This is a genomic window from Candidatus Zixiibacteriota bacterium, from assembly GCA_036397555.1.
GTDB lineage: Bacteria > Zixibacteria > MSB-5A5 > WJJR01 > WJJR01 > DATKYL01.
Map to the genome: position 1 here is coordinate 1 of DASWIS010000019.1, position 21,553 is coordinate 21,553.

General features: G+C 61.7%; 20 protein-coding genes and 4 tRNA genes. 4 read left to right on the forward strand and 20 right to left on the reverse strand.

Going from position 1 to position 21,553, the window contains the following annotated elements; translation table 11 throughout:
* Positions 1 to 205 precede the first annotated feature (205 nt).
* The 4 genes from VGB22_06450 to VGB22_06465 form a co-directional block, all read right to left on the reverse strand.
* On the reverse strand, positions 206 to 751 hold the full coding sequence (locus VGB22_06450) for a transposase (GenBank protein HEX9750907.1): 546 nt from the start codon (positions 749 to 751) through the stop codon (positions 206 to 208).
* Entirely contained in the window at positions 751 to 2,052 is a 1,302-nt protein-coding gene (gene asnS / locus VGB22_06455) for an asparagine--tRNA ligase (protein HEX9750908.1), read from the reverse strand. Before asnS ends, VGB22_06450 begins: the two co-directional genes overlap by 1 nt.
* A 1-nt stretch (position 2,053) precedes the next feature.
* Complete coding sequence (locus tag VGB22_06460; GenBank protein HEX9750909.1) at positions 2,054 to 2,908, reverse strand: polysaccharide deacetylase family protein; 855 nt, start codon at positions 2,906 to 2,908, stop codon at positions 2,054 to 2,056.
* 59 nt (positions 2,909 to 2,967) lie between these two features.
* Positions 2,968 to 3,043, reverse strand: a tRNA-Ala gene (locus tag VGB22_06465).
* A gap of 578 nt (positions 3,044 to 3,621) precedes the next feature.
* Between VGB22_06465 and VGB22_06470 the strand changes: the two genes are divergently transcribed.
* From VGB22_06470 to VGB22_06485, 4 genes are all read left to right on the forward strand, one after another.
* Positions 3,622 to 5,760: a tail fiber domain-containing protein gene (locus tag VGB22_06470; protein ID HEX9750910.1), complete on the forward strand. Its 2,139-nt coding sequence runs from the start codon at positions 3,622 to 3,624 to the stop codon at positions 5,758 to 5,760.
* 2 nt (positions 5,761 to 5,762) lie between these two features.
* Positions 5,763 to 6,419 carry a hypothetical protein gene (locus VGB22_06475; GenBank protein ID HEX9750911.1) on the forward strand — a complete coding sequence of 219 codons (657 nt, stop codon included), beginning with the start codon at positions 5,763 to 5,765 and terminating at the stop codon, positions 6,417 to 6,419.
* Positions 6,419 to 7,114 (forward strand): pirin family protein, encoded by a 696-nt coding sequence (locus tag VGB22_06480; GenBank protein HEX9750912.1) that lies wholly within the window; start codon positions 6,419 to 6,421, stop codon positions 7,112 to 7,114. Before VGB22_06475 ends, VGB22_06480 begins: the two co-directional genes overlap by 1 nt.
* Positions 7,115 to 7,568: 454 nt before the next feature.
* Positions 7,569 to 10,508 carry a protein kinase gene (locus tag VGB22_06485; GenBank protein ID HEX9750913.1) on the forward strand — a complete coding sequence of 980 codons (2,940 nt, stop codon included), beginning with the start codon at positions 7,569 to 7,571 and terminating at the stop codon, positions 10,506 to 10,508.
* A 276-nt stretch (positions 10,509 to 10,784) separates the two neighbouring features.
* On the opposite strand, the gene VGB22_06490 is transcribed toward VGB22_06485, so the two are convergent.
* The 16 genes from VGB22_06490 to VGB22_06565 form a co-directional block, all read right to left on the reverse strand.
* Positions 10,785 to 11,426 (reverse strand): hypothetical protein, encoded by a 642-nt coding sequence (locus VGB22_06490; protein ID HEX9750914.1) that lies wholly within the window; start codon positions 11,424 to 11,426, stop codon positions 10,785 to 10,787.
* 242 nt (positions 11,427 to 11,668) lie between these two features.
* A complete protein-coding gene (locus VGB22_06495; GenBank protein ID HEX9750915.1) occupies positions 11,669 to 12,493 on the reverse strand; it encodes a M48 family metallopeptidase in 825 nt (274 codons plus the stop codon).
* A gap of 199 nt (positions 12,494 to 12,692) precedes the next feature.
* A complete protein-coding gene (locus VGB22_06500; protein ID HEX9750916.1) occupies positions 12,693 to 12,989 on the reverse strand; it encodes a nucleotidyltransferase family protein in 297 nt (98 codons plus the stop codon).
* Positions 12,986 to 13,363, reverse strand: a complete 378-nt coding sequence (locus VGB22_06505; GenBank protein HEX9750917.1) for a hypothetical protein — start codon at positions 13,361 to 13,363, stop codon at positions 12,986 to 12,988. Before VGB22_06505 ends, VGB22_06500 begins: the two co-directional genes overlap by 4 nt.
* A 325-nt stretch (positions 13,364 to 13,688) precedes the next feature.
* On the reverse strand, positions 13,689 to 14,387 hold the full coding sequence (locus VGB22_06510) for a tetratricopeptide repeat protein (GenBank protein HEX9750918.1): 699 nt from the start codon (positions 14,385 to 14,387) through the stop codon (positions 13,689 to 13,691).
* A 97-nt stretch (positions 14,388 to 14,484) separates the two neighbouring features.
* A complete protein-coding gene (locus VGB22_06515) occupies positions 14,485 to 16,050 on the reverse strand; it encodes a hypothetical protein (protein HEX9750919.1) in 1,566 nt (521 codons plus the stop codon).
* Positions 16,051 to 16,253: 203 nt separating this feature from the next.
* Positions 16,254 to 16,327: transfer RNA gene (locus VGB22_06520), tRNA-Arg, on the reverse strand.
* Positions 16,328 to 16,379: 52 nt separating this feature from the next.
* Positions 16,380 to 16,916 carry an adenine phosphoribosyltransferase gene (locus tag VGB22_06525; protein HEX9750920.1) on the reverse strand — a complete coding sequence of 179 codons (537 nt, stop codon included), beginning with the start codon at positions 16,914 to 16,916 and terminating at the stop codon, positions 16,380 to 16,382.
* 24 nt (positions 16,917 to 16,940) lie between these two features.
* Positions 16,941 to 17,213 (reverse strand): acylphosphatase, encoded by a 273-nt coding sequence (locus tag VGB22_06530; GenBank protein HEX9750921.1) that lies wholly within the window; start codon positions 17,211 to 17,213, stop codon positions 16,941 to 16,943.
* Positions 17,210 to 17,689: a TIGR00725 family protein gene (locus VGB22_06535; protein ID HEX9750922.1), complete on the reverse strand. Its 480-nt coding sequence runs from the start codon at positions 17,687 to 17,689 to the stop codon at positions 17,210 to 17,212. Before VGB22_06535 ends, VGB22_06530 begins: the two co-directional genes overlap by 4 nt.
* An 89-nt stretch (positions 17,690 to 17,778) precedes the next feature.
* Positions 17,779 to 17,855, reverse strand: a tRNA-Pro gene (locus VGB22_06540).
* A 538-nt stretch (positions 17,856 to 18,393) separates the two neighbouring features.
* Entirely contained in the window at positions 18,394 to 19,170 is a 777-nt protein-coding gene (gene surE, locus VGB22_06545) for a 5'/3'-nucleotidase SurE (protein HEX9750923.1), read from the reverse strand.
* A 1-nt stretch (position 19,171) separates the two neighbouring features.
* Positions 19,172 to 19,885, reverse strand: a complete 714-nt coding sequence (locus VGB22_06550; protein HEX9750924.1) for a glycosyltransferase family 2 protein — start codon at positions 19,883 to 19,885, stop codon at positions 19,172 to 19,174.
* 89 nt (positions 19,886 to 19,974) lie between these two features.
* Positions 19,975 to 20,049, reverse strand: a tRNA-Pro gene (locus tag VGB22_06555).
* 34 nt (positions 20,050 to 20,083) lie between these two features.
* The gene (locus VGB22_06560; GenBank protein HEX9750925.1) at positions 20,084 to 20,452 is read right to left on the reverse strand and encodes a MerR family transcriptional regulator; all 369 of its coding nucleotides are present in this window, start codon (positions 20,450 to 20,452) and stop codon (positions 20,084 to 20,086) included.
* 53 nt (positions 20,453 to 20,505) lie between these two features.
* Positions 20,506 to 21,537, reverse strand: a complete 1,032-nt coding sequence (locus tag VGB22_06565) for an NAD(P)H-dependent glycerol-3-phosphate dehydrogenase (protein HEX9750926.1) — start codon at positions 21,535 to 21,537, stop codon at positions 20,506 to 20,508.
* Positions 21,538 to 21,553 lie beyond the last annotated feature (16 nt).

Genomic DNA, 21,553 nt, shown 5'->3' on the forward strand with positions numbered 1-21,553 from the left:
TAGGCGAACATCGGCATGACGAAGTATTTCTTCCGTGGATCAGGGATCTCCGGCGCGCGGAACAGCCCCATCTGCTCCCAGCGCTGCTGCCATTTCGCCGAGGGATCGGGGAGTTTGCCGCGGAAGACGACGGCGGGTGCGGATGTTGATTCGGGTGTCATGGACCGTCTCGGGCACGGCACGCCGTGCCCCTACAATGCGAAGATCACACGCCTGAGGTGTCTTCTGCGACTGATTTCAACGATAGCGCCAGCGGGTTGGTCCGGATGTACCCGCGAATACGATGCAAGTCGGCCTCGGTCCGGATGATGTGATCATAAAACCCGCGTTGCCAGACGGCAATGCGCTGCCCGCCCGCTTCTTCGCACACCCGTCTGGTAACAGCACTCTTAAAGGATCTGACAATCGTCGGGATTGATCCTGGAACGGGCCGCCCGAACGCCTCTGGCGTAGGGGCACGGCGTGCCGTGCCCTCTTCCGTAGAGGGTGGAATCACAATGATTCCGTGGAGATGACTCGGCATGATGACGTATTCGTCCAACTGGATTCCTGGCCTGAGAGTGCCTGTTTTCAACCACTCGTCGCGCACAATCAGACCGTAATCATTCAACGACGTCTTCTCGCCATCGATGGTTCCGAATGTGTGCTGTTGACGGTACGCACACACCGTCACGAAATACGCCCCCGGCTGCGCGTAATCATAGTCGCGCAAACGGAGCGATCGGCGTGTTTGTGTTGTCGATCCGGCCATCACGGATACAAACGGCTCAATGTCCGCGCGAAGGGGATCGTCTCGCGGACATGATCCAGTCCGCAAATCCAGCCGACCGTGCGCTCCAATCCCAGGCCGAAACCGGCGTGCGGCACCGAGCCGTACTTGCGCAACTGGAGATACCACTGGTACGATTCTTCCGGAAGCCCCTGCTCGCGGATGCGCGCCAACAACCGGTCATGATCGTCCTCGCGCTGCGAGCCGCCGATCAATTCGCCGTATCCTTCCGGCGCCAACAGATCATTGCAGAGCACCAGATCGTCGCGCGTGGGATGCTGCTTCATGTAAAACGCCTTGCAGACCCTCGGCCAGTCGTAGACAAACAACGGGCGCTCGTATTCTTCCATCAGTTTTTCTTCGTCCGGGGCGCCGAAGTCATTGCCCCACTGGATCGGCAATCCGGCCTTTTGCAGCCGCGTGACCGCATCGTCATAGGTGATTTTCGGAAACGGCGCCCGGATCGCCTCCAGTTTCGCGACATCGCGCTCCAGCGTCGCCAATTCCGCGCGCGACTTGTCGAGAACCCACGCGACGATGTAACAGACAAACTCCTCTTGCAGCTTCATGTTGCCGTCGCTGTCGGCCCAGGCGACTTCCGGCTCGATCATCCAGAATTCATTGAGATGCTTGCGCGTCTTGGATTTTTCCGCGCGAAAAGTCGGGCCGAAGCAATAGACCCGGCCGTGCGCGACACAGGCCGCCTCGACATACAATTGCCCGGTCTGCGCCAGGTACGCCTTGCCCAGATCGAAATACTCGGTTTCAAACAGCGACTGCGCGGTCTCGCCGATCGCGCCGGTCAGGATCGGCGTGTCGATGATGACAAAGTTGCGCTCGTAGAAAAACTGGCGTGTCGCCATGATGATTTCATTGCGCACACGCATGATCGCGTGCTGCCGTGACGAACGCAGCCACAGGTGGCGGTGCTCCATCAGAAACGCGGGGCCGTGATCTTTGGGTGAAATCGGATACTCAGCGGCGATCTGCACGATCGTGATCGCCTGGACACCCATCTCGAATCCGCCGGGGGCACGTTTCTCTTCCCGGACAGTCCCGGTCATCGTGAACGACGATTCCTGCGTCAACTGATCGAAACGCGCAAAGGAATCATCGTCGCACTCGCTGCGCGCAAGTACTCCCTGCAGATAGCCGGTGCCGTCGCGCAGGACGGCGAAACTGATCTTGCCGCTGGAGCGCTTCTGGTACAGCCAGCCGCGCACCGTGACGGTTTCGCCGACATGCTGTCCCAGTTCGTTGATGGTGACGATCGGCGCGGCCACGTTACCCCTCTGCCCTGATGTGCGGTCTCGGCGTCATGATCATCTCGGGCGCTGCCTGCGGCTCGGCGGACTGTCCGCCGCGGCGTTTCATCCGGCGCCAACTGATGACCGTCGCGCTCCCGGCATTGAGATGCTCGAGAAAGCGGTGAATGCCGCGAGTCATCGCATGGGCACGACGTGGCGTGCCCGGTTGCGTCGCGCTGGATAGTATCGACGTGAACTGACTGAGCGTCATCAATCCATTCACCGTTGTTCGTGGAAGCGCAAATGTATTGCCCGATGATAACCCGCCGGACGTCGCAAACGCAGCCCGGTATCCGCATTCCCCGGCGATCGCGCGAACGCGGGTATTGTGGCGTCCAAATGGATACGACAAGTACTCGATGCGCCGCCCCAACTCGTCCTCGATGAGCACTTTGGAAGTCCGCAGTTCGTATCGGAGCGCGCGCTCCGAGAGCGCTGTCGGGTCCGCGTGTGTCATGGTATGCGATCCAAAGCAGATTCCGCAACGGCTCCACGCCCTGACTTGATCCCAGGAGAGCATGCGACGGCGGCGGCCCAGGATGCGTACATCCCAGTCGTCGTAACCCGACACCGATCCCGCCACCAGAAAGACCAGCGCGCTCCAGCCACGGCGCACGATCCGGGGCAACGCGAATTCGGCGATCGACTCGAAGCCGTCATCGAAGGTCAGCAGGATGTCGTGACCGCCCATCTGAATGCCATCATCCGGCCTGGCAACCCGTAGACCGCTCGTTTGGATCAGGTCGAGAAAGCGTTCCAATCGTCCCGGCGACAAACGCGTGATCTCAAAACCCGTTGCCGTCTCGACGCGATGGAAGTTCAGCACCAGCACGTTTTTCGCTCTCTAACGAGCGGGCCGGATCGGTTGATCCGGCCCGGGGTCGCAATCTTTGGTGGAGCTGACGGGATTCGAACCCGTGACCTCTTGACTGCCAGTCAAGCGTTCTCCCAACTGAACTACAGCCCCACGTTCCGCCCGCCGGGGGATCGCACGGGCGACGCGGAATATACCGCTAAGCCATGGCAAGTCAAGGCACTACGCCGGACGGATGGCCCGCCCCTCGGGGCGTGGTGAAAGACCTCTCTTCGCGATTCCGCTATAAACGGATTGAGATGCCTCGGGCCGTCATTCCGGGCCCGCTGGGCGAGGAATCTCCAACGAGTTGTCGGCATCCGCGCGCGCACAGATATGCCTCGCCCGAAGGGCTCGGCATGACATTGTCGTGGGGTTTTGCAACACTCCCCTTGGTCCGGGTTTTACACATCAGTTTCCAATACGCACTCCCTCAGGTTGTCCGAGACGCGAGGCATATGGAACGTCTCGCCTTGGTCCGGGGCACGTCATTGAAATCCGGACCAAGGTCCGGGCCCCCCCTGGGGTGACTAACCGCGCCGTTGACGCCCTGAGGGAATGCGTTAGATTACGGTCGTATCGCTTTTGCTCGGCTTCATATTACGACAGACTGAGGATCCACCTTTTCCTTCCGCTCCCATTCACGCCGGGTGGTGAGCACTAAACCTGCAATTTCGCAAGGAGCAGAAGACATGCATGACGTAGCAGTGAAACGCCTGTTGTTAGTCGGCGTGGCCATGGCGCTTGGCGTCGCCCCGGCGCAGGCCGATGTGCCGACGAACATGACGATCCAGGGCCGGTTGTCGGACGCGGGCGGCAGTCCGCTCGGTTCGACGCCGGTCGATTTGTATTTCAAGATCTTCGACGACCCGCTGGCCGGATCGGTCCTGTGGCCCGTCGATCCCGACGGCGAAATTCACGCGTTGACGACCGACGCGGGAGGATTGTGGACCTTGACGCTCGGCTCAGTCTATGCCATTCCCGATTCGATTTTCGGGGACACGTCGTTGTGGCTGTACATTCTCGTCGTCGACGGCATCAATCCCGACACCGAGCTGCCGCGCATCAAGCTCAACAGCGGCCCATTTGTGTTTCGCGCCGCGTGGGCGCAGAAAGCGGACACCGCATTGGCGGTCGCCGGGGGCGGCGCATTCCTTCCACTGTCGGGCGGCACGATGACCGGGCCGATCGGCAATACCGGCGACCCGGACATCACGATGGGGAAAGGGAATTTCGGATCGGGAAATACGAATGCCGGAACTCAGGCATTTGTCGCGGGGCAATTCAATAATTCAGTGGGCGACTGGTCGACGGTCGGCGGCGGCGTCGGCAACAGTGCGGCCGATGAGTATGCCGTAGTCGCCGGCGGCACCGACAACGAGGCCAACAACGGCTTCACGGCGATCGGCGGCGGCGGCTTCAATGTCGCCGATGGGTATTGCAGCGGGATTGCCGGAGGGTTGCAGAACCTGTGTGCCAATACCGGCGCCTTCATCGGCGGCGGCAAATGGAACCGTGCTCGCGGTCTGTTCTCGACCATCGCCGGCGGCGGGGGATTCGACCAGATCGACTCCAATTCGGTGAAAGGCGATTACTCCGTCATCAGCGGCGGGCGCCGGAATCTCGCGCTCGGACTCAGCGCGGTCGTCTGCGGCGGGTCGGGCAATCAGGCCGAGGGTAACTACGCATTCATCGGCGGCGGTGATATCAATAACGCCCCGGGCTACGGGACAGTGATCGCCGGTGGGTACGCGAACACCGCTGATCAGCAGAATGCAACGGTCGGGGGCGGCGCCCAGAACCATGCATCGGGCACCGGATCGACGGTCGGCGGGGGCACACAGAATACCGCGGCCGGTGAGTATTCGGTGATCGGCGGCGGGTCTGGTAGCTTAACCAACGGCGATTTCTCGTTCCTCGGCGGCGGCTGGTTTAACGAGGCAGACGGCTTGTCATCGGTGACCAGCGGCGGGCAGCAAAACGCCGCCGATGGCAACTACTCATGTGTCGGCGGCGGCACTGCCAATACGGCCGCCGGAATCGCCTCGGTTGTCGCGGGCGGCTCCAGCAATAGTGCCGACTCTCTGAGTTCAACCGTCGCCGGCGGCGCGGAGAATACCGCCGGCGGCATCAATGCCACAGTCGGCGGCGGCCATCAAAACTCCGCGGCTGCGACTGCGGCAACCGTGGCGGGCGGCGAATCCAATCTTGCTGACGGCACCCATGCCGTCATCAGCGGCGGATATAACAACGGCGCAGCCGGGGATTATGCCGTTATTCCCGGAGGCGATGCCAATGTCGCCGACGGCGCCAAAAGCTTCGCCGCGGGGCATCGCGCCAAGGCAATGCACGCCGGATGCTTCGTCTGGGCCGACACGACGGAGGCCAATTTCACATCATCGGCCGACAACCAGTTCCTCGTCCGCGCCGGCGGCGGCGTCGGCATTAACACCACGACCGTGACCAATGTCCTGACACTCCCCAACAATGCCGACGCGACGGGCAGCGGGCTGGCTTTCGCCTGGGACACCTATTCATCGAAGCGCTGGAAAACTGACATCACACCGATCCCGAATGCACTCGAAAAAGTCCAAAGACTGCGCGGCGTGACCTACAAGTGGACTTCCAACGACCGTGCAGACATCGGACTGATCGCCGAGGAGGTCGGCGCGGTCATTCCCGAAGTCGTGCAGTATGAGGACAACGGCATCGATGCCCGTTCGGTCGATTACGCGCGGCTGGTGGCGCTGCTGATCGAAGGGATGAAAGAACAGCAGGCGCAGATTCGCGACTTCCAGAGTCGGCTTCGCGTCCTCGAAAGGGAGAGGTAATCATGAACCGGACGAACTGGAGACGGCTGGCCATCTCGACGTTGGCGCTGATTGTCTCGCTGACGACCGCCGATGCAGCCGAACGGCGAGATGAACGCGGCCGGCCATCGCCGATCGACACGGCGATCTCGGCGGAATCGTCCGCGGGCGTTTCGGGGGATACTCGGACGACAATGCCGGCGCCGCCGAATGCATCTGCAGTGTCCGTCGCGGGAACATCCGTCCGATTGGATTGGTACAGCATCAACTACGGCGGTGTGACGGAAGCGGCTGAGGGGCCCTACCGGATGGGCGTGTCGATCGGACAGACGGCGGCAGGATTTGTCGAGGAGGGACCGTACCAGATGGGTTTGGGCTTTTGGTACGGCGCCGCGCCTGCGCCGGAGTGCGCGTGCGACTGTTTCGGCGATGCGCAGTGCGACAGCGTCATCACTAATGTCTTCGACGCGGTGATCGTCGTCGACGTGGCGTTTCGCAACGGGACCAGCCCGGTCGATCCGAATCCGAATTGCCCGTATTGGCCGACCGATGTCACCTGCGACGATGTCGTGAACATATTCGATGCGGTGCTGGTGGTCGATGTCGCCTTCCGCAACGGTGACCCGGCGGCGTTGTTTTGCGATCCGTGCGCGCCCGCTTTGACCGCCGGACTAAAGTGATGATTACCCTACGCCCCTCCGATGCACGCGGCCAGACGCGCACCGGCTGGCTGGACAGCCGTCACACGTTTTCCTTTAACCGCTACTACGATGCCCGGCACATGGGCTTTCGCGCGCTGCGTGTGATCAACGAGGACTTTGTCGAAGGCGGGCAGGGCTTCGGGCAGCATTCGCATCAAAACATGGAGATCCTCACCTACGTCGTCAGCGGCGCATTGGAACACTCCGACAGTCTGGGCAATGGTTCGGTGATCCGACCAGGGGAATTGCAACGCATGAGCGCCGGGACCGGGATCGCACACAGCGAATGGAACCATTCGCCCGAACAGCAACTGCATCTGCTGCAAATCTGGATTCTCCCCGAACGCGAAGGGACCAAGCCGTCGTACGAAGAGCAGACGCTGCCGGAACCGGAGCCCTCGGCGCTCCGTTTGATGGCCTCGCCGCCGGGACGCGACGGCATCGTGACGATCCATCAGGACGTCGACGTATACGACGCGCATCTCTCCCCCGGCTCCGTCGTTGCCCATGCAATCGGGCCGGGGCGTCACGCGTGGCTGCAACTGATCAGCGGCTCGGTCGTGCTCAACGGTACAACGCTCGCCGCGGGCGACGGCGCCGCTGTCTCCGATGAGAACGCGCTGGACATCTCGGTTGATGGCGCGTCGAACTTCCTGTTGTTCGATCTGGCGTGACCGACCAGTAGCATCGGCGCGTGGCCCGGACTTTAGGCGGTTGCTGAAAGACCCACCGTGATCGCCACAACGCAGTCTGTCACCCTGAGCGAAGCGAAGGGTCTGCTTTCTGCCCCATAGGAGAAAAACAGCAGATGCTTCGCTCCGCTCAGCATGACGAAGGTGGCTTTTCTGCACTTCCTGGAGTTTTTCATCCGCCTTTTAGGCTGTCCTGAGAACTCTCCGACAATGTCATGCCCCGTCCCGCCTTCTCGTGAGGGACGGAGCGAAAGGCAGACTGACATCGAAAGGCAATTCGGATCGATCAGCGAGCAATCGCGCGACGGAAGATCATTGGTAAGTCCCAGTGCCGGGCCGCGTGTTGACTCGGCTGCCGTCGGGGTTGCCCCTCAAACGACGGCATTGCCCGATGCACGATGACGCGGTATCATGCTCCGACGCTTGGGGGCACACGGTGCCGACGATCAATCAGACCATCCTTCACTATCGAATAATCAGAAAGCTCGGCGAAGGCGGGATGGGCGAGGTCTATCTCGCGGAGGATGCCAGACTCGACCGACAGGTGGCGTTGAAGTTTCTCCCGGCATCGTTGTCGCAGGACCACGAGGCGCGCGAGCGGCTGATCCGCGAAGCCAAGGCCGCGTCGCGTCTGAATCACAAAAACATCCTGACCGTGCACGCGGTGGAGCACGCCGATGAGCGCGACTTCATCGTGATGGAGTATGTCGACGGCCTGCCGCTGCGCGAGTGGATGTCCGGCAATAAACCGTCGTTGACGCAGACGCTGCGCATCGCCATGCAGATTGCCGACGGTCTGCAAACGGCCCACGAGGCCGGGGTCGTGCACCGCGACGTCAAACCGTCGAATATTCTCGTCACCGCCAAAGAGCAGGTGAAGATCGCCGATTTCGGGCTGGCGACCTGGCGCGGCGCATCGGAACTCACGAAATCGGGATCGACCGTGGGCACGGCCGCTTACATGTCACCGGAGCAGGCGCAAGGACAGAAGACCGACCAGCGCTCCGATCTCTTCAGTCTGGGGGTCGTGATTTTTGAGATGCTCACCGGACGGCCGCCCTTCGGGGGCGAGCATCAGGCGGCGATTGCGTATGCCATCGCGCACGAGCCGGCAGCGTCGCTGTCGCAGTATCGTCCCGACCTCCCCACCGGTCTCCAACACATTATCGACAAGTCGCTGCAAAAGGATCCGTCGGTGCGCTATCAAAGCGCCGCCGACCTGATCGCCGATCTGAAACGCGAGCGGCAGCTTTTGGATTCCACACCCAGCAGCCGGTCGCATGTCACCCCCATCGCTGCGGTGCAACCGCGACGGTCCCTGCGGCCGATAACGGTTTCCGCGATCATCGCGGCGGTATTGGTCGCGGCGGTGCTGATTCTGCGTCCGTGGCGATTCACGGTCGAGCCGACGCATGATGCGGCTGCGGTCGAAAACCGATTGGCGGTCATGTATTTCGACAATGTCGCCGAACCCGACGACCCACAACGTTTGGGGGAGATCGCCACCAACCTGCTCATCACCGATCTGTCCGGGTCACAATATGTGCAGGTCGTCTCCAGCCAGCGGCTCTACGACATCCTCAAGCTGATGGGGTACGAGGGCGCCAAGAAGATCAGCCCCGACATTGCGACGCAGGTGGCGCAGAGGGCCGGCGCCCGCTGGATGCTGGTCGGCAGCATTCTGCGCACCGCACCCAACATGGTCCTGACTGCGCAACTGATCGATGTCGCATCGGGCAACTCGATCGCGCCACAGCGCATCGACGGCGCGCCCGGCGAGGACATCTTCGCGCTGGTGGACCGGCTGCGCGGGAAGGTCACCGAAGGGCTGTCCATACCCGCCGGCATCGACGCACAGCAATCCACTCACATTGCCACGACGACGTCGACCGACGCGTACCGGCTCTATCTGGAAGGCATGGACCTGTGGCACAAGTACTACACCGATGAAGCAAACGAAAAGTTTTACCAGGCCATCGCCATCGATTCGACCTTCACGATGGCGTACTTCCGGATCGCCCAGAGCCAGTTCTCGGGCGCCGAGGTCGACAGCGAGAATCGTCGGCAACTGGACATCGCCCTGACTCAGATTGACCGCGTCGGCCCCAAAGAACAACTGCAACTGCGCGCGCTCGACGCCGGCCTGGATGGTGACGCCCCACGCGCAATCGCAACACTGACAGAGCTGCTAAAGCAGTATCCGGATGAGAAGGAGGCGTGGTGGATTCTCGGCAACATTCAGGGGTTGTGGCTGCGGGATTACGAAGTGGGAGCGGCCGCGCTCAGGCAGGCGATCGCCATCGACCCGATGTATAAACTGGCCTATAACAGTCTGGCCTACTTATACAATTTCATGGGGGATTTCGAACAGTCGCTCTGGGCGATCAATCAATACATCGCCGTCGCCCCGGACGAGGCCAACCCCTACGATTCTCGCGCCGATCTGTACGCCTACAATGGCCAGCCCGACAAGGCACTGGAGTCGTATACGCTGGCTCTCTCGAAGAACCCGGCGTACACCGTGTCGCGGCGCAAGCAGGCGTTTATGTGCCTATTCCTGGGTCGTTACGCCGACGCAGACAGCATCCTGCAATTGGAGGCCTCCGGCCCCTCGCCGGCTGCGCGCGCGGAAGGCCGCTTCCTGCTCGCCAAAGTGCCGGAACACCAGGGACGCTTGCGGGAAGCGATCGCCATTCTGAACAAGGGAATTGCCGCCGACGAATTCGATGGGATCGACAGCGCCATCTCGGCCCGGAAGCTGAATTGGCAGGCACTCCTCCTGTCCGAACTCGGCAAACACGACGACGCCATCCTCACTCTTCACGCGGCGCGGCAGAAACTCGATTCCACGCACGGGGAGGATTACGCGTGGACACTCTTCGATGAAGTCGAATTGTCCTGGCGGGGCGGCGACTTCGCCGCGGCCGAGCGTGCATTACAAGAACTGGATCAGTTCAAATCCCATCCCGATCCGCGGCGGGCCGCAATTCCGTCCCTGGCGAAAGGGCTGCTGGAATCGGCGCGCGGCCATCACGCACTGGCCACCACACTCATGGAATCGGCTCAGAGTTTCAGCGACGAATACGGGTACGTCTATGAATTGGGATGTCAGTACCTCCGGGCAGGCGAATTGAGTCAAGCGGTCGAAACCCTGGAGAGGGCGGCCGCCGAATACAGCGAGCAACGGGCGCACTTCGGTGTGATGTCGACGAAAGTCCATTACTACCTGGCCATGGCCTATGAGCAATCCGGATGGAATGACAAAGCCATCGGGCAGTACGAGAAGTTCCTCGGAATCTGGAAAAACGCCGATCCCGAACTGACGTTGGTCGATGACGCCAAATCGCGGCTGCAACGACTCCGCAGCGGGGCGTGACGTCCGGCCCTGTCTGCTTCTCTGTCAGCTACTGATTCAACGAGGCCTGTCGGACCGACAACGGTGACAACAACAACGGCCGCAAGGTTGCGGTCTTGCGGCCGTTTCATGATCCCTGCCACCCTCTGTGTGTGCAATCAAAGTGAAGGGGCGCCCTTGTGGGGTCGGTCGGGATGGGGCGACGCCGCCTCACCGCATCGGGGATGAGGCCCGATGCCGGCGCCGCTTAATGTATTCAACGATGAACGGGGCGATAAGTTTCAGGAATCGAGGCGGCTATGGGCTGCTCGTGATACGGTGACGGTCGGGGGTCCTGACATCAATATCATTGATGTGCACCGAGGTCAAAAGCCACTGGGTTGGTCCGGAAATGCTGATCGTCTCCCAATAGACCGGCCCGACCGCGCGCGCAACGCTGACCGATAAACCACGATCGAGACAGCCGTTATCGATGACGATGATGGTCGCGCCGTCGAATCGCGCGTAGGGCGTTTCTACCACGGCGTAGTCGTCGGCCATCCACGACGACCCGCAATCGCTTAAGTGCGACTCCCATTGTTCGTTGACGTCGGCGTCGAACCGCAAGAACGGCGACGCGGCCGATCCGGGATGGTCGACCCACTGCAAGTTCCCGCTGCGGTCACGGTAGACCCAGAGGGATATCGGAAAACCGCTCAGGTGAAAGTACCGGCGATGATCCCTTGTGACGGCGGAGTCAATCGCTAATGTCCGCTTCTCCCCGTCCTGAATCCCCCCCTGGGCGAGGTAAGTCCATTCGTTGCCGAGTTCCAGGGGGAAGAGCGGCCTGGTCTGGGCATCGACTTGAACCCGCTGACACCCCGAAACCCCGGCAATGGCCACGACGGCCACCACCAACATCAGGCCGAGATTGAGTCGCTTCGTCGCGAGTGGAATCATGCGCCTCTCCATCGCTAATACCCATGAAGAGGCAGCTTATTCCAGCCATGACATGTGGAAGCGGAACTTCAGGCGGGGCATATAATACATTGTCACACAATACGATACGAATTGTCATTCTGAGTCCTGTCCTCACGCCCGCATCAGGCGGGCGTGAGGACAGGGCGAAGAATCTGTTGTGGAAGCTTCGGGTGCGACGAGACCGGCGAACACGGGCAGACCCGGACAGCGCATCCGTTGCGCTATTGCGGCGGCGGCAGACGTTTCTTCATCAACTGGTAGCGGTCTTTGAAGTCGGGGAGGTCTTTGACCGATGCAGGCATGGCATCGATCTGCTCATTGATTTTGGCGATGCGTTCCTGCGTTTCGGGATGCGATGAGGTTAGGTTTTCGAAAAACCCCCGGTCGCGGTCGCCGGACAATTCGGCCAGCTTGGTGAACATGGTGACCGCGCCATTGGGATTGTACCCGGCCTCTTTCATGTAATGCAGTCCGTATTCGTCGGCTTCGAGTTCGTGGCTGCGGCCGTAGCCGGTCAGCGCCAGCCCGAGCACAATGCCGGTGACCTGTCCGGCCGCGCCCGAGGCGGCATCGCCGAGCGCGATCTGCGCTAAGACCGATGCCCCCAGCGCCGTCTGCAAGTGTTTGACCGAATGCCGTCCGACCACATGTGAAATCTCATGCGCCATGACTGCCGCCAGTTCGGCTTCGGAATCCATCATCTGCAGAATGCCGGTATAGAAATAGACAAAGCCACCGGGACAGGCGAAGGCATTGATCTGGTCAGACTCAATGACCTTGAATTGGTAGTCGAGATCGGGACGGTCGCAGACGCGGACGATCTTTTGCCCCACTTCGGTGAGATACGCCTGCCAGACCGAATCAGCGAGAACCGTCTGCGTCGCCTCGACTTCAGTCGCGACACCGCGTCCGAGCTCGACCTCCTCGGCATCGGAGATGATGATAAACGACCTCTTCCCCCCCGGCCCGGTGGTGACGCAGGAGAGGAGGAGGGTGAGGAGGGACAGGAGTAATACTCCTGTCTTAATCCGGCCAATCGTAAACATACGAATCCACTTTTCATGTGCCGGTCAGCCCTCGGGCTGACCGCGTGCCGCAGGCCCAAATCGAATCTGCCGATATTTCTGTGCCCGCCATGCGCCCTCACGTGGCGGCATGGCGGCGTCACCCGAGAGCGGGTGACGCCACATCGAATCCGGATTCGCAATGCCGTCAGCCCAAGGGCTGACCGGCACAATAATCCCTTCAGACAGTTATCGCTTCGTTCAGAATATGTTGGTGCCGCCCTACCCGAACTGATCGCATCGGCACCAGATCAACTTTGACTCCAATCACCTCCGTCAGATACAACTCCGCGCCCACCAACTCCAGCAGACTGACGGGCCGTACGAATTCAGCCAGCAAATCGAGGTCGCTGTCTGGCTCCTGATCACCGCGGACGTACGAGCCGAAAACGCCGGATACCCTCAAGCCGTAGCGCTCGATTAAATTGTCCTGATTCCGCCGAATCACATCGCGGATTTCATCGAGCGACTTCCTCACAGCTTCACCTTCTCCTCGAACCATTTCCCTGCGAAGGGCACGGTCCAGTCTTTGCCGTGCAGCGCGTGGTAGATGCCGGTGATGATTGACGCCAGACAGGCGAACACGACGGTCACCCAGAAATACTCCGAGAGTCGCGGGATGAGAAAGAGTCCCGCGAGGATTTCGGCCAGGGTCAACAGCAGCCCCTGCCGCGCATGGTTCATGGCGAATTTGTTGTGACGGTAATTCAGCAGGGTGATGAAGCAGCCGAATGGGACATACGCCAGGATGGCCGGGCCGCGCCCCTCTTCAATTTCTTCGGCGCGGGTGTCCGCAATCGGCGACTCGACCACGGGGGCCGGGCGCTCCACCATCGGATCGGCTGGGTCCATTGTGGGCACAACATAGAGCGCGGGTGGCCCGGCGGCAAGAATGAAGGGGAGGCAGGCCCTCCTCCGACCCGACGCCGTACTGCTGGCGTACAGCGAGTTACCCGGATCGCGGATCATCCCTGGGAGGTGTGAAGTGACCCCATGTGATTGTCATGCTGAGTCACACGTCCCGCCTCAGACGGGACGCTGGGCGAAGCATCTGCGTTCATTCGGGAGCGGAAGAAAGCAGATTCTTCGCTTCGCTCAGAATGACCCGCTGCGTATGCCAGGCGTCTGGCGGGGTGGCCCCGGCGCTAAACTGTCGTCAGGGAAGCGCGAATGGTGTTCAGCGGTTTGGGTCGAGGATGCCCTTCTCGACGAGCATCTGGCGGGCGATCAGCGTGTTCTCGCCGCCGGCGGGATAGTCTTTCTCGAGGCGGTCGAATGCGGCCAGCGCTTTGGCAGAATCGCCGGAAGCGACCGCTGCGCGGATAAGTCGCCGCAGATAGTCGGGCGCCTGCGGTCCGGTCGGGTCGACATCGATGGCCTGCTCGTAATGGGCGATGGCGTTGGCGGGGAAGTTCGCCTGCTCTTCAATGGCGCCCAATCCCGCCCAGGCCGCGGCGACCAGCAACGGATCGTCGCCGTAGTCGTCGATGTACCGCTCCCAGGCGACGCGCGCGTCATCGAACGACCGCTCGAGGAAATGCAGGTGCCCCATCTGGAAGCAGCCCGGCCCGGCAACCGCGGCGCCGGAGTGCTCATCGATCAATCGTTGCAGCAGCGCGGTGGCGACCGCAAAATTGCCGGAGCGCATTTCGATCCCGGCTTCGCCATAGAGCCGCTGCGCGTCGAGCTTCCGATCGGCGAAATGCGAGGTGAGGGCCCAGACCCCGACCACCAGTGCGATTACGGCCCCGACGGCAATCGCCACGGTACGCACGTTTTGCTCGGCCCATTCACGGGCGCGAAAAACGCCGGTCGTAAAGGCGTCGGTCCTCAGATCGTGCTTGGTCAGTCGGTGTCGTGTCGGTGCGGTTGCCATCACTCTCGTTTCCCGGCGGCGTTGCCGTCCCCCCTGTCAGCAATCGTCTGTCGGCCGAATGTCCTTTACGAGTGGGTGGGGGGCGCTGTCAGTGTGTCTAAAATTGTCCCGTGAAATTCAGGAAGAGCCGCACGCGGCTGACGTCGAAGGCGCGTGTGTAGTTTCCCCAGCGGTACAGTTTCCGGCGTCCGTATTCGTCATTGTTGACATCGGGGTCGACCAGTGGGTCGCAATCCAGACAGCGTCCGATCATGAACATCTCCCCCGCTTCGCTGTAGTCGTAGCCGCCGAATTCCAGCGCAAAATCGAACCCGACCTGCGACCACTGAATGCCGGTGCCCATCGACAGGATGATCGGATTGATCTGGTCGCCGGTGCCGCTGGCGGCCGCGATCGGAATGAAATACGGAAACTCCGCGGTTTGGTCGCGTCCCAGTCGCTGATCGTATGTTACGATGGCCCCGGACGGTTCGCCGATGACGTACGGCTCGTTGCGAATCCCCAGCCGGATCGGAATCACGCCGAAGCGGGCCTCATGGCGATATTCGATCCCGGCGCGAATCTGATGCAGATTGTACCAGCCGACCGGCTGCGCCTCGAACGGCGACAACGGGTCGGCGGGCTCGGTCTGATAACGCAGCCCGGAATCGCCGCTGCCCGTCTCGGAATCGCTGTTCTTAAACGGGCGCAACTGGTAGTCCACCGCGATCAGCAGATTGTCCGACGCGTTGTATGACCCGCCGAGCCCGATGGTATAGGGGATGTCGATTTCGCGGTCGGTGCCGTCCAGCGGACCGTAGAGGGGTCCGTTCGTCGGGTTCATTTGCGGGATCTGATTGGTGGTCGTGATGCGTACCGCGCGGAAATCGAGGTTTTGCGTCAGGGTCCAGCCCGGCGATAAGATCGCGCCCACGCTCCAGTTGTCGGCCCGGTACATCGCCGATAGCTGCGCCGTAAAGCCGCCGTAATCGATGTCGGAATCGTTGATCCAGCGCACATAATCGACACCCCGGCTGGTCACGCGCGTGGAGTCCAGATCGATGACGTGGTTTTCCGTGCCATCCCCGGTGATGATGCCGATCATCCCGCCGATGGACAAACGGTCGGTCACCGACGTCCCGAACGCGCCGCCGAGGATGTTGATGTTGCCTCGGATGGCATAGCGCGATTCGATCGGGGACCGCTGCTCGAACGGCGTTCCCGGAGTGTGCCCGTCGGCGGCGAATTCGCCCTCGGCGTAGGCCTGCTGCAATCGGTTGTAGAACGCCGTCAGTGTAAACTCATGTTCTTTGATCGTCACTGGGGCGACGAACGCCGCGGAGGGGAGATTGCTGAAACTGTTGTCGGAGGAAAACAACGACAATGGCGTCCCGCCCGGCGAGCCGCCCAGATCCGACGAGAAGCTGGTGTGCGCGTAATTGACGGTCAGCAGGACGCCTTCGTTGTAAACCAACCCGGCAGGGTTCCAACTGCCCGCATCGGGATCGTCGGCGACGCCGAGAAACGCGCCGCCCATGCCGCGCGCGCGCGCGCCGCCGCCCAAAAAATTCCAATCCTGAAACGTGTTGACCGAAAGGCCCTGTGCGATGACCGGTGAGGAGCCCAGCAGGGATGTCGCGAGAACCGCGAGAGTTGTTGTCCGCAACCGTTGCTTAACCACCATGAATCCTCCTGAAAATCAGCGTCCGCGCGGGCAGTTTCCCGTCAAGCACAAGGCGGGTAAGCTATTCGCGCACAAATCGATTGTCAACCGTCAACTGGAACCGACGCGGCCTGGGGCAGTCGCATCCTCCACCTCCAGTTACCGATGGACGGCGCTGATATTCCCGGCGGATTCGCCGACTACGTCTTTGTCCCGCAGAGAAATACCCCCGGACGGATTTGAACCGCCGACACGCGGTTTAGGAAACCGCTGCTCTTTCCACCTGAGCTACGGGGGCGTTGAGGCATCGCGGCCGGCCGGAATGTCTCGGGGCCGGTAGCTCATAATGGCTATCCGGTCTCGTAGGCAACCACGGCAAAGACATCATATCCATCCAGCGCCTCGCGTCCCGGCAGAAACGCCAATTCGATGACCACGCCGATCCCGGCGACAACGCCGCCGGCGCGTTCGACCAGCTTTGCCGCCGCGCGCATCGTGCCGCCGGTCGCCAGGAGATCATCGATCAGGACGACCCTCTGCCCCGGTTCGATGGAGTCGATGTGCATGTTGATCGTGTCTTCGCCGTATTCGAGCGCGTACGTCTCCGACATCACGGTCGCAGGCAGTTTGCCCGACTTGCGCAAGGCGATGAATCCGCAGCCCAACTCGTGCGCCAATGCGCCGCCGAAGATAAAGCCGCGCGCCTCGATTGCGGCGATCAGATCGGGACGTCGCGGCTGATAGTGCTCCGCGAGCGCCGACTGGGCGGCGGCGAACGCTTTCGGATTCTTCAGAAGTGTCGTGATATCCTTAAAGACGATCCCCGGCTTGGGGTAGTCGGGAATGTCACGAATGGCCGATTTGATGAGCGACGTGCGATCGTTCATTGGTCACGCCTCCGTTGCCCCGAATCAAAACCGCACATCGAAACTTTCGTATCGATGGTCATCGTCGAACCAGTGTGTCTCGACGCCGTACACATGCGCCGCCGGCGGGCCCACGCGCACATAACTGAGGAACCCGTCGAGCGCGCCGCGCTCGCCGACCGCCTCGATTTCAACAGTGCCGTCGGCGCGATTCTTCACCCATCCTTTGACCTGCGCCGCACGCGCGCGGCTCACGACAAAGTAGCGATACCCCACGCCCTGGACCACGCCGGTGATGCGAATCTGCAAGCGGGTCACGTCGCGGCTCCGGCCCGGCCGACAGCGCTGAGGATGAGACGCACGGCCGTTTCGGCGTCGCTGGCTGCGATCACCGCCGGATCGGGTCGCCAGCTACCCAGCGAGACGACGGGCTTGCCATAGAGCAGCGCGAAGGCGACTTCCGAGAGCGTACCAAACTGCCCCGGCAATGCGATGACACCATCGGCGGTCTGGATAATCATCACGTTACGTCCCTCGGCCATGCCGCTGGCAATGGCAATATCGACGCTCTCATTGGCCAGTTCGGTTTTGACGCCGGGAACGATGGCGATGGTGACACCGCCCGCCTTCCGGGCGCCGCGACTGGCCGCTTCCATGACCCCGCCCAATCCCCCGGTGAGCACGCGAGCTCCGGCCTCGGCCAGCCGTCGGCCGACTTCCTCCGCCTGCGCGCAAACATCTCCGTCAGCCGCACCGCCGCCGCAGACGGCGATTGTCGCCGGACGTGGTGCCATGCGAATAAACAAACCGCTAAAACGATGATGGGCAACTCAAAAGACAACCACGGCGATGTCACCGGAAGGCCGCGTGGCGGGAATGATCATGGTCGGGGCGACTGGATTTGAACCAGCGACCCCTTGGTCCCGAACCAAGTGCGCTACCAAACTGCGCTACGCCCCGACCTGTTTGTTTCACCGGGCCCCGTCAGGCGGGGCCGAACGGTCAATTATTCCATTCGGACAGTGCAAAACAAACTGTTTTCGGATGTGCGCCGCCCGGCTCACGTGCGATGTTCGCGCACGGTGCGGTCAGCCCAAGGGCTGACCGCCACATGACGTCGGCACGACATTGCAACTTAGGGGCGGGGTCTCCCCGCCCTGACGCGCGTCCACTAACTGGTCAGGGCGCCAGCACTGTCTCGTGCCGGTCACCCCTTGGGCTGACGCGCACGAGTCGACGGTTCGCATCCGTGTGCCGGTCAGCCCTTGGGCTGACGCACACGAGTCGACGGTTCGCATCCATGTGCCGGTCACCCCTGGGGCTGACGCACACGAGTCGACGGTTCGCATCCGTGTGCCGGTCACCCCTTGGGCTGACCCGCACGAGTCGACGGTTCGCATCCGTGTGCCGATCAGCCGTTGGGCTGACCCGCACGAGTCGACGGTTCGCATCCATGTGCCGGTCAGCCCTGGGGCTGACCGCACTGGCGCCAGAAGTTTCACGCCAATCTCCACGAACGCATTTCGTCCACCAGCGATGTATCCGTCATGTCGATTTTGAGCGGGGTAATGGATACATATCCCCGTCGGACGGCCGCGGCATCGGTTTCCTCGGTGTGGTCCCATGACGGCTCCCCGCCGATCCAGTAATACGCCAGACCACGCGGGTCGCGATTGGTCGAGATGATTTCGGTGTAGATGCGTCGTCCCAGTCCGGTAATCTGAGTCTTGCGATAGCCGCCGCGCGGCATCTTCGGAAAGTTGATGTTCAGCAGCGTGTGCTTTGGCAGTCGGCCGATGATGCGCGGAATCAGACGGCGGATGAACTTCGCCGCCGAGGTGAAATCGCGCCAATCGCGGTCGCGCGGTATGACCGAGGCGGCGATCGCCGGCACACCCATCAGCGCGCCCTCGATCGCGGCGGCCACGGTTCCGGAGTAAGTGACATCCTCGCCCATGTTGGCCCCGTGATTGAGGCCCGACACCACGAGGTGGGGACGACGACGACGCAGGATTTCGTGGAACGCCAGCGTCACCGCATCCGTCGGGGTGCCATCGACCGAGTACACCCCGTCCTCGTGCCGGCGAATTCGCAACGGACGCGTAAGCGTCAGCGAATGGCTGGACGCCGATTGGTCGGTGCCGGGCGCGACAATCGTCACGTCGGCCACGCGCCTCAATTCGTGCGCCAGAATGTTGATCCCCGGCGCATAGACTCCGTCATCGTTGGAAATCAGAATGCGGAGCACTTTGGGGATGCGCTGCGTTCTGGTCATTTCAGTGTGTCGGTTCCGATGTCGCACGCGCGGTGATGGTACGCGGGCTGCTGACGATCAATCGCAGCATCGCGCCGATGAACTCGAATGTGTCCCGCCAGGGATGAATGTAGCTTTTCTCATCCTGATACACCGTTCCGATCGACACCGCTCCGATGCGAAATCCGGCTTTCCCCGCCAGCACGAGATACTCCGGCTCGAATGTATACCCGCCGCTGCGCGGATGCACGGTTTCCATCACGGCCCGTGAAATCAGACGATAGCCGCACTGCGAATCGGCGACCGATTGACGAGCCAGCGCCGAAACGGTCCAGGAGCACAGCGTGTTGCTGAGACGACGCGAGAACGGCATGTGGCGGGCGGACAGGTCACGCGAGCCGATGATAACGTCTCCCTCACCTCTCTCGAAGGCCTCGACGAAATCCGGCAACGATTCGGGTTCATGCTGCAAGTCGGCGTCCATGTGAATCACGGCCTCGGCGCCCCGTTCCATGGCTGCGCCAAATCCCGTCATCAGCGCGGCCCCTTTGCCGCGATTGACCGGATGGGAGATCACTTCGACCCCGGCGTGCCGGGCAACCGTCTCTGTCTCATCCGCCGAACCGTCATTGACGATGAGAATGCCGATACCGGGGGCGGACGTGCGAATACGGGCGATCAATTCGGGCAGATGCCCGGCGGCATTATAGGCGGGAATGACGACGAGGCATCGCATGGATTCGATCCAATCACGCCGCGACGCTTTTCAGTTGATTGGATAGAACGGCTCGGGTGAGCCCGTGTCGCGGAACAGCACTACCTTTATCGGGGCGAGCCGATTTGAACGGCCGACCTCTCGCACCCCAAGCGAGTGCGCTAACCAGGCTGCGCTACGCCCCGAACAAGCAGATTCACGGAAATCGTTGCGGCTCCCCTATGAGAGCATCTCGACGATCGCTTCGAGTTCCCGTCGGACCTCGCCGATCATCTTGCGGGTCTTCAGACTCTCCGGCGGCGCCTTCTCCCCGGCGGATTCGGCCCGCAGCCGCTGGCGCGCCCCTTCGATGGTGTACCCCTCGCCGTACAGCAGGTGTTTAATGCGCATAATCAGTTCGATATCGCGGCGTTGGTACTGACGGTTCCCGGCCCGGTTTTTTTTGGGGCGCAACATCGGGAATTCCTTTTCCCAGAAACGGAGGACATACGGCTGCAAGTCGGTTTCGATGGCGACATCGGAGATCGCGTAGTACTTGCGCTCCGGCGGCCGCTTCAGCTTGAGCTTGGTCGTGTCGGTGGCGCTCATGACGACGGATGATACTCAAATGGTGGCGGCAGCCAAAGTGGAACTTTAAGTGCTCAAGCGGGGGCATCCAGCGGCATTTCCGAGCGCAATGGACGCAACATCAGTTCGGTCAACGCCTCACGCGGATGGGTTTCGCCGTTTAAGACACGGTGTACCGCCTCGGCAATCGGCATTTTCACTTCGAGTCTTTGCGCCAGAACCACAGCGGCACGGGTGGTGTTAACCCCCTCGGCCACCATCGACATCGCAGCGAGCGTTTCTTCGAGCGTACGGCCGCGTCCGATTTGCTCTCCGACATGGCGATTGCGCGAATGGCGCGACAGGCAGGTCGTCACCAGATCACCGATACCGGCCAGACCGGCGAACGTCTCGGGTTTGGCTCCCATCCGAATTCCGAGACGGCTGATTTCGGTCAGGCCGCGCGTCAACAGCGCGCCCTTCAGATTGTCCGCGGACTCGTATCCCAGTCCGTCGGCGATTCCGGCCGCGATGGCGATGATGTTTTTCAACGCGGCCGCGACTTCGACTCCGACGACATCATCGCTGGTGTAGACGCGAAAAGTCTCGCCGGAAAACAAACTCTGGATGCGTTCCGCCGCCGCGCGATCGTCGGATGCCGCTACAACAGCGGTCGGCACGCCCCGGACCACTTCTTCGGCATGCGAAGGACCGGTTAGTGCCACTATGGGAATGGCGGGAAGCTGCTCGGCGATGATCTCGGTCATCCGCCGACCCGTGCCGACCTCCATACCCTTGGCCAGACAGACGACAACACGGGCGCGCGGCCGGACTGCCGCGACCATCGCCGCGGTGCTGCCAATGGCCGATGTGGGGGTGACCAACAGGACAACATCGGCATCGCGGGTAATGGCCGACGCCATATCCGTTACTTGAATCGAAGCGGGCAACCTAAATCCGGGCAGCTTGTTATGCCGTTCGCGCGTGCGGGCCAATTGCTGCGCCTCCTGGGGATTGTGCTCCCAGATGGAGACGACATGTCCGGATTTGTGCAAGTGAGTCGCCACGGCCATTCCCCAACTCCCGGCGCCGAGCACCGCGACGTTCTGTGAATCGTGGTGAGACACGATGGTGAGAATAGAG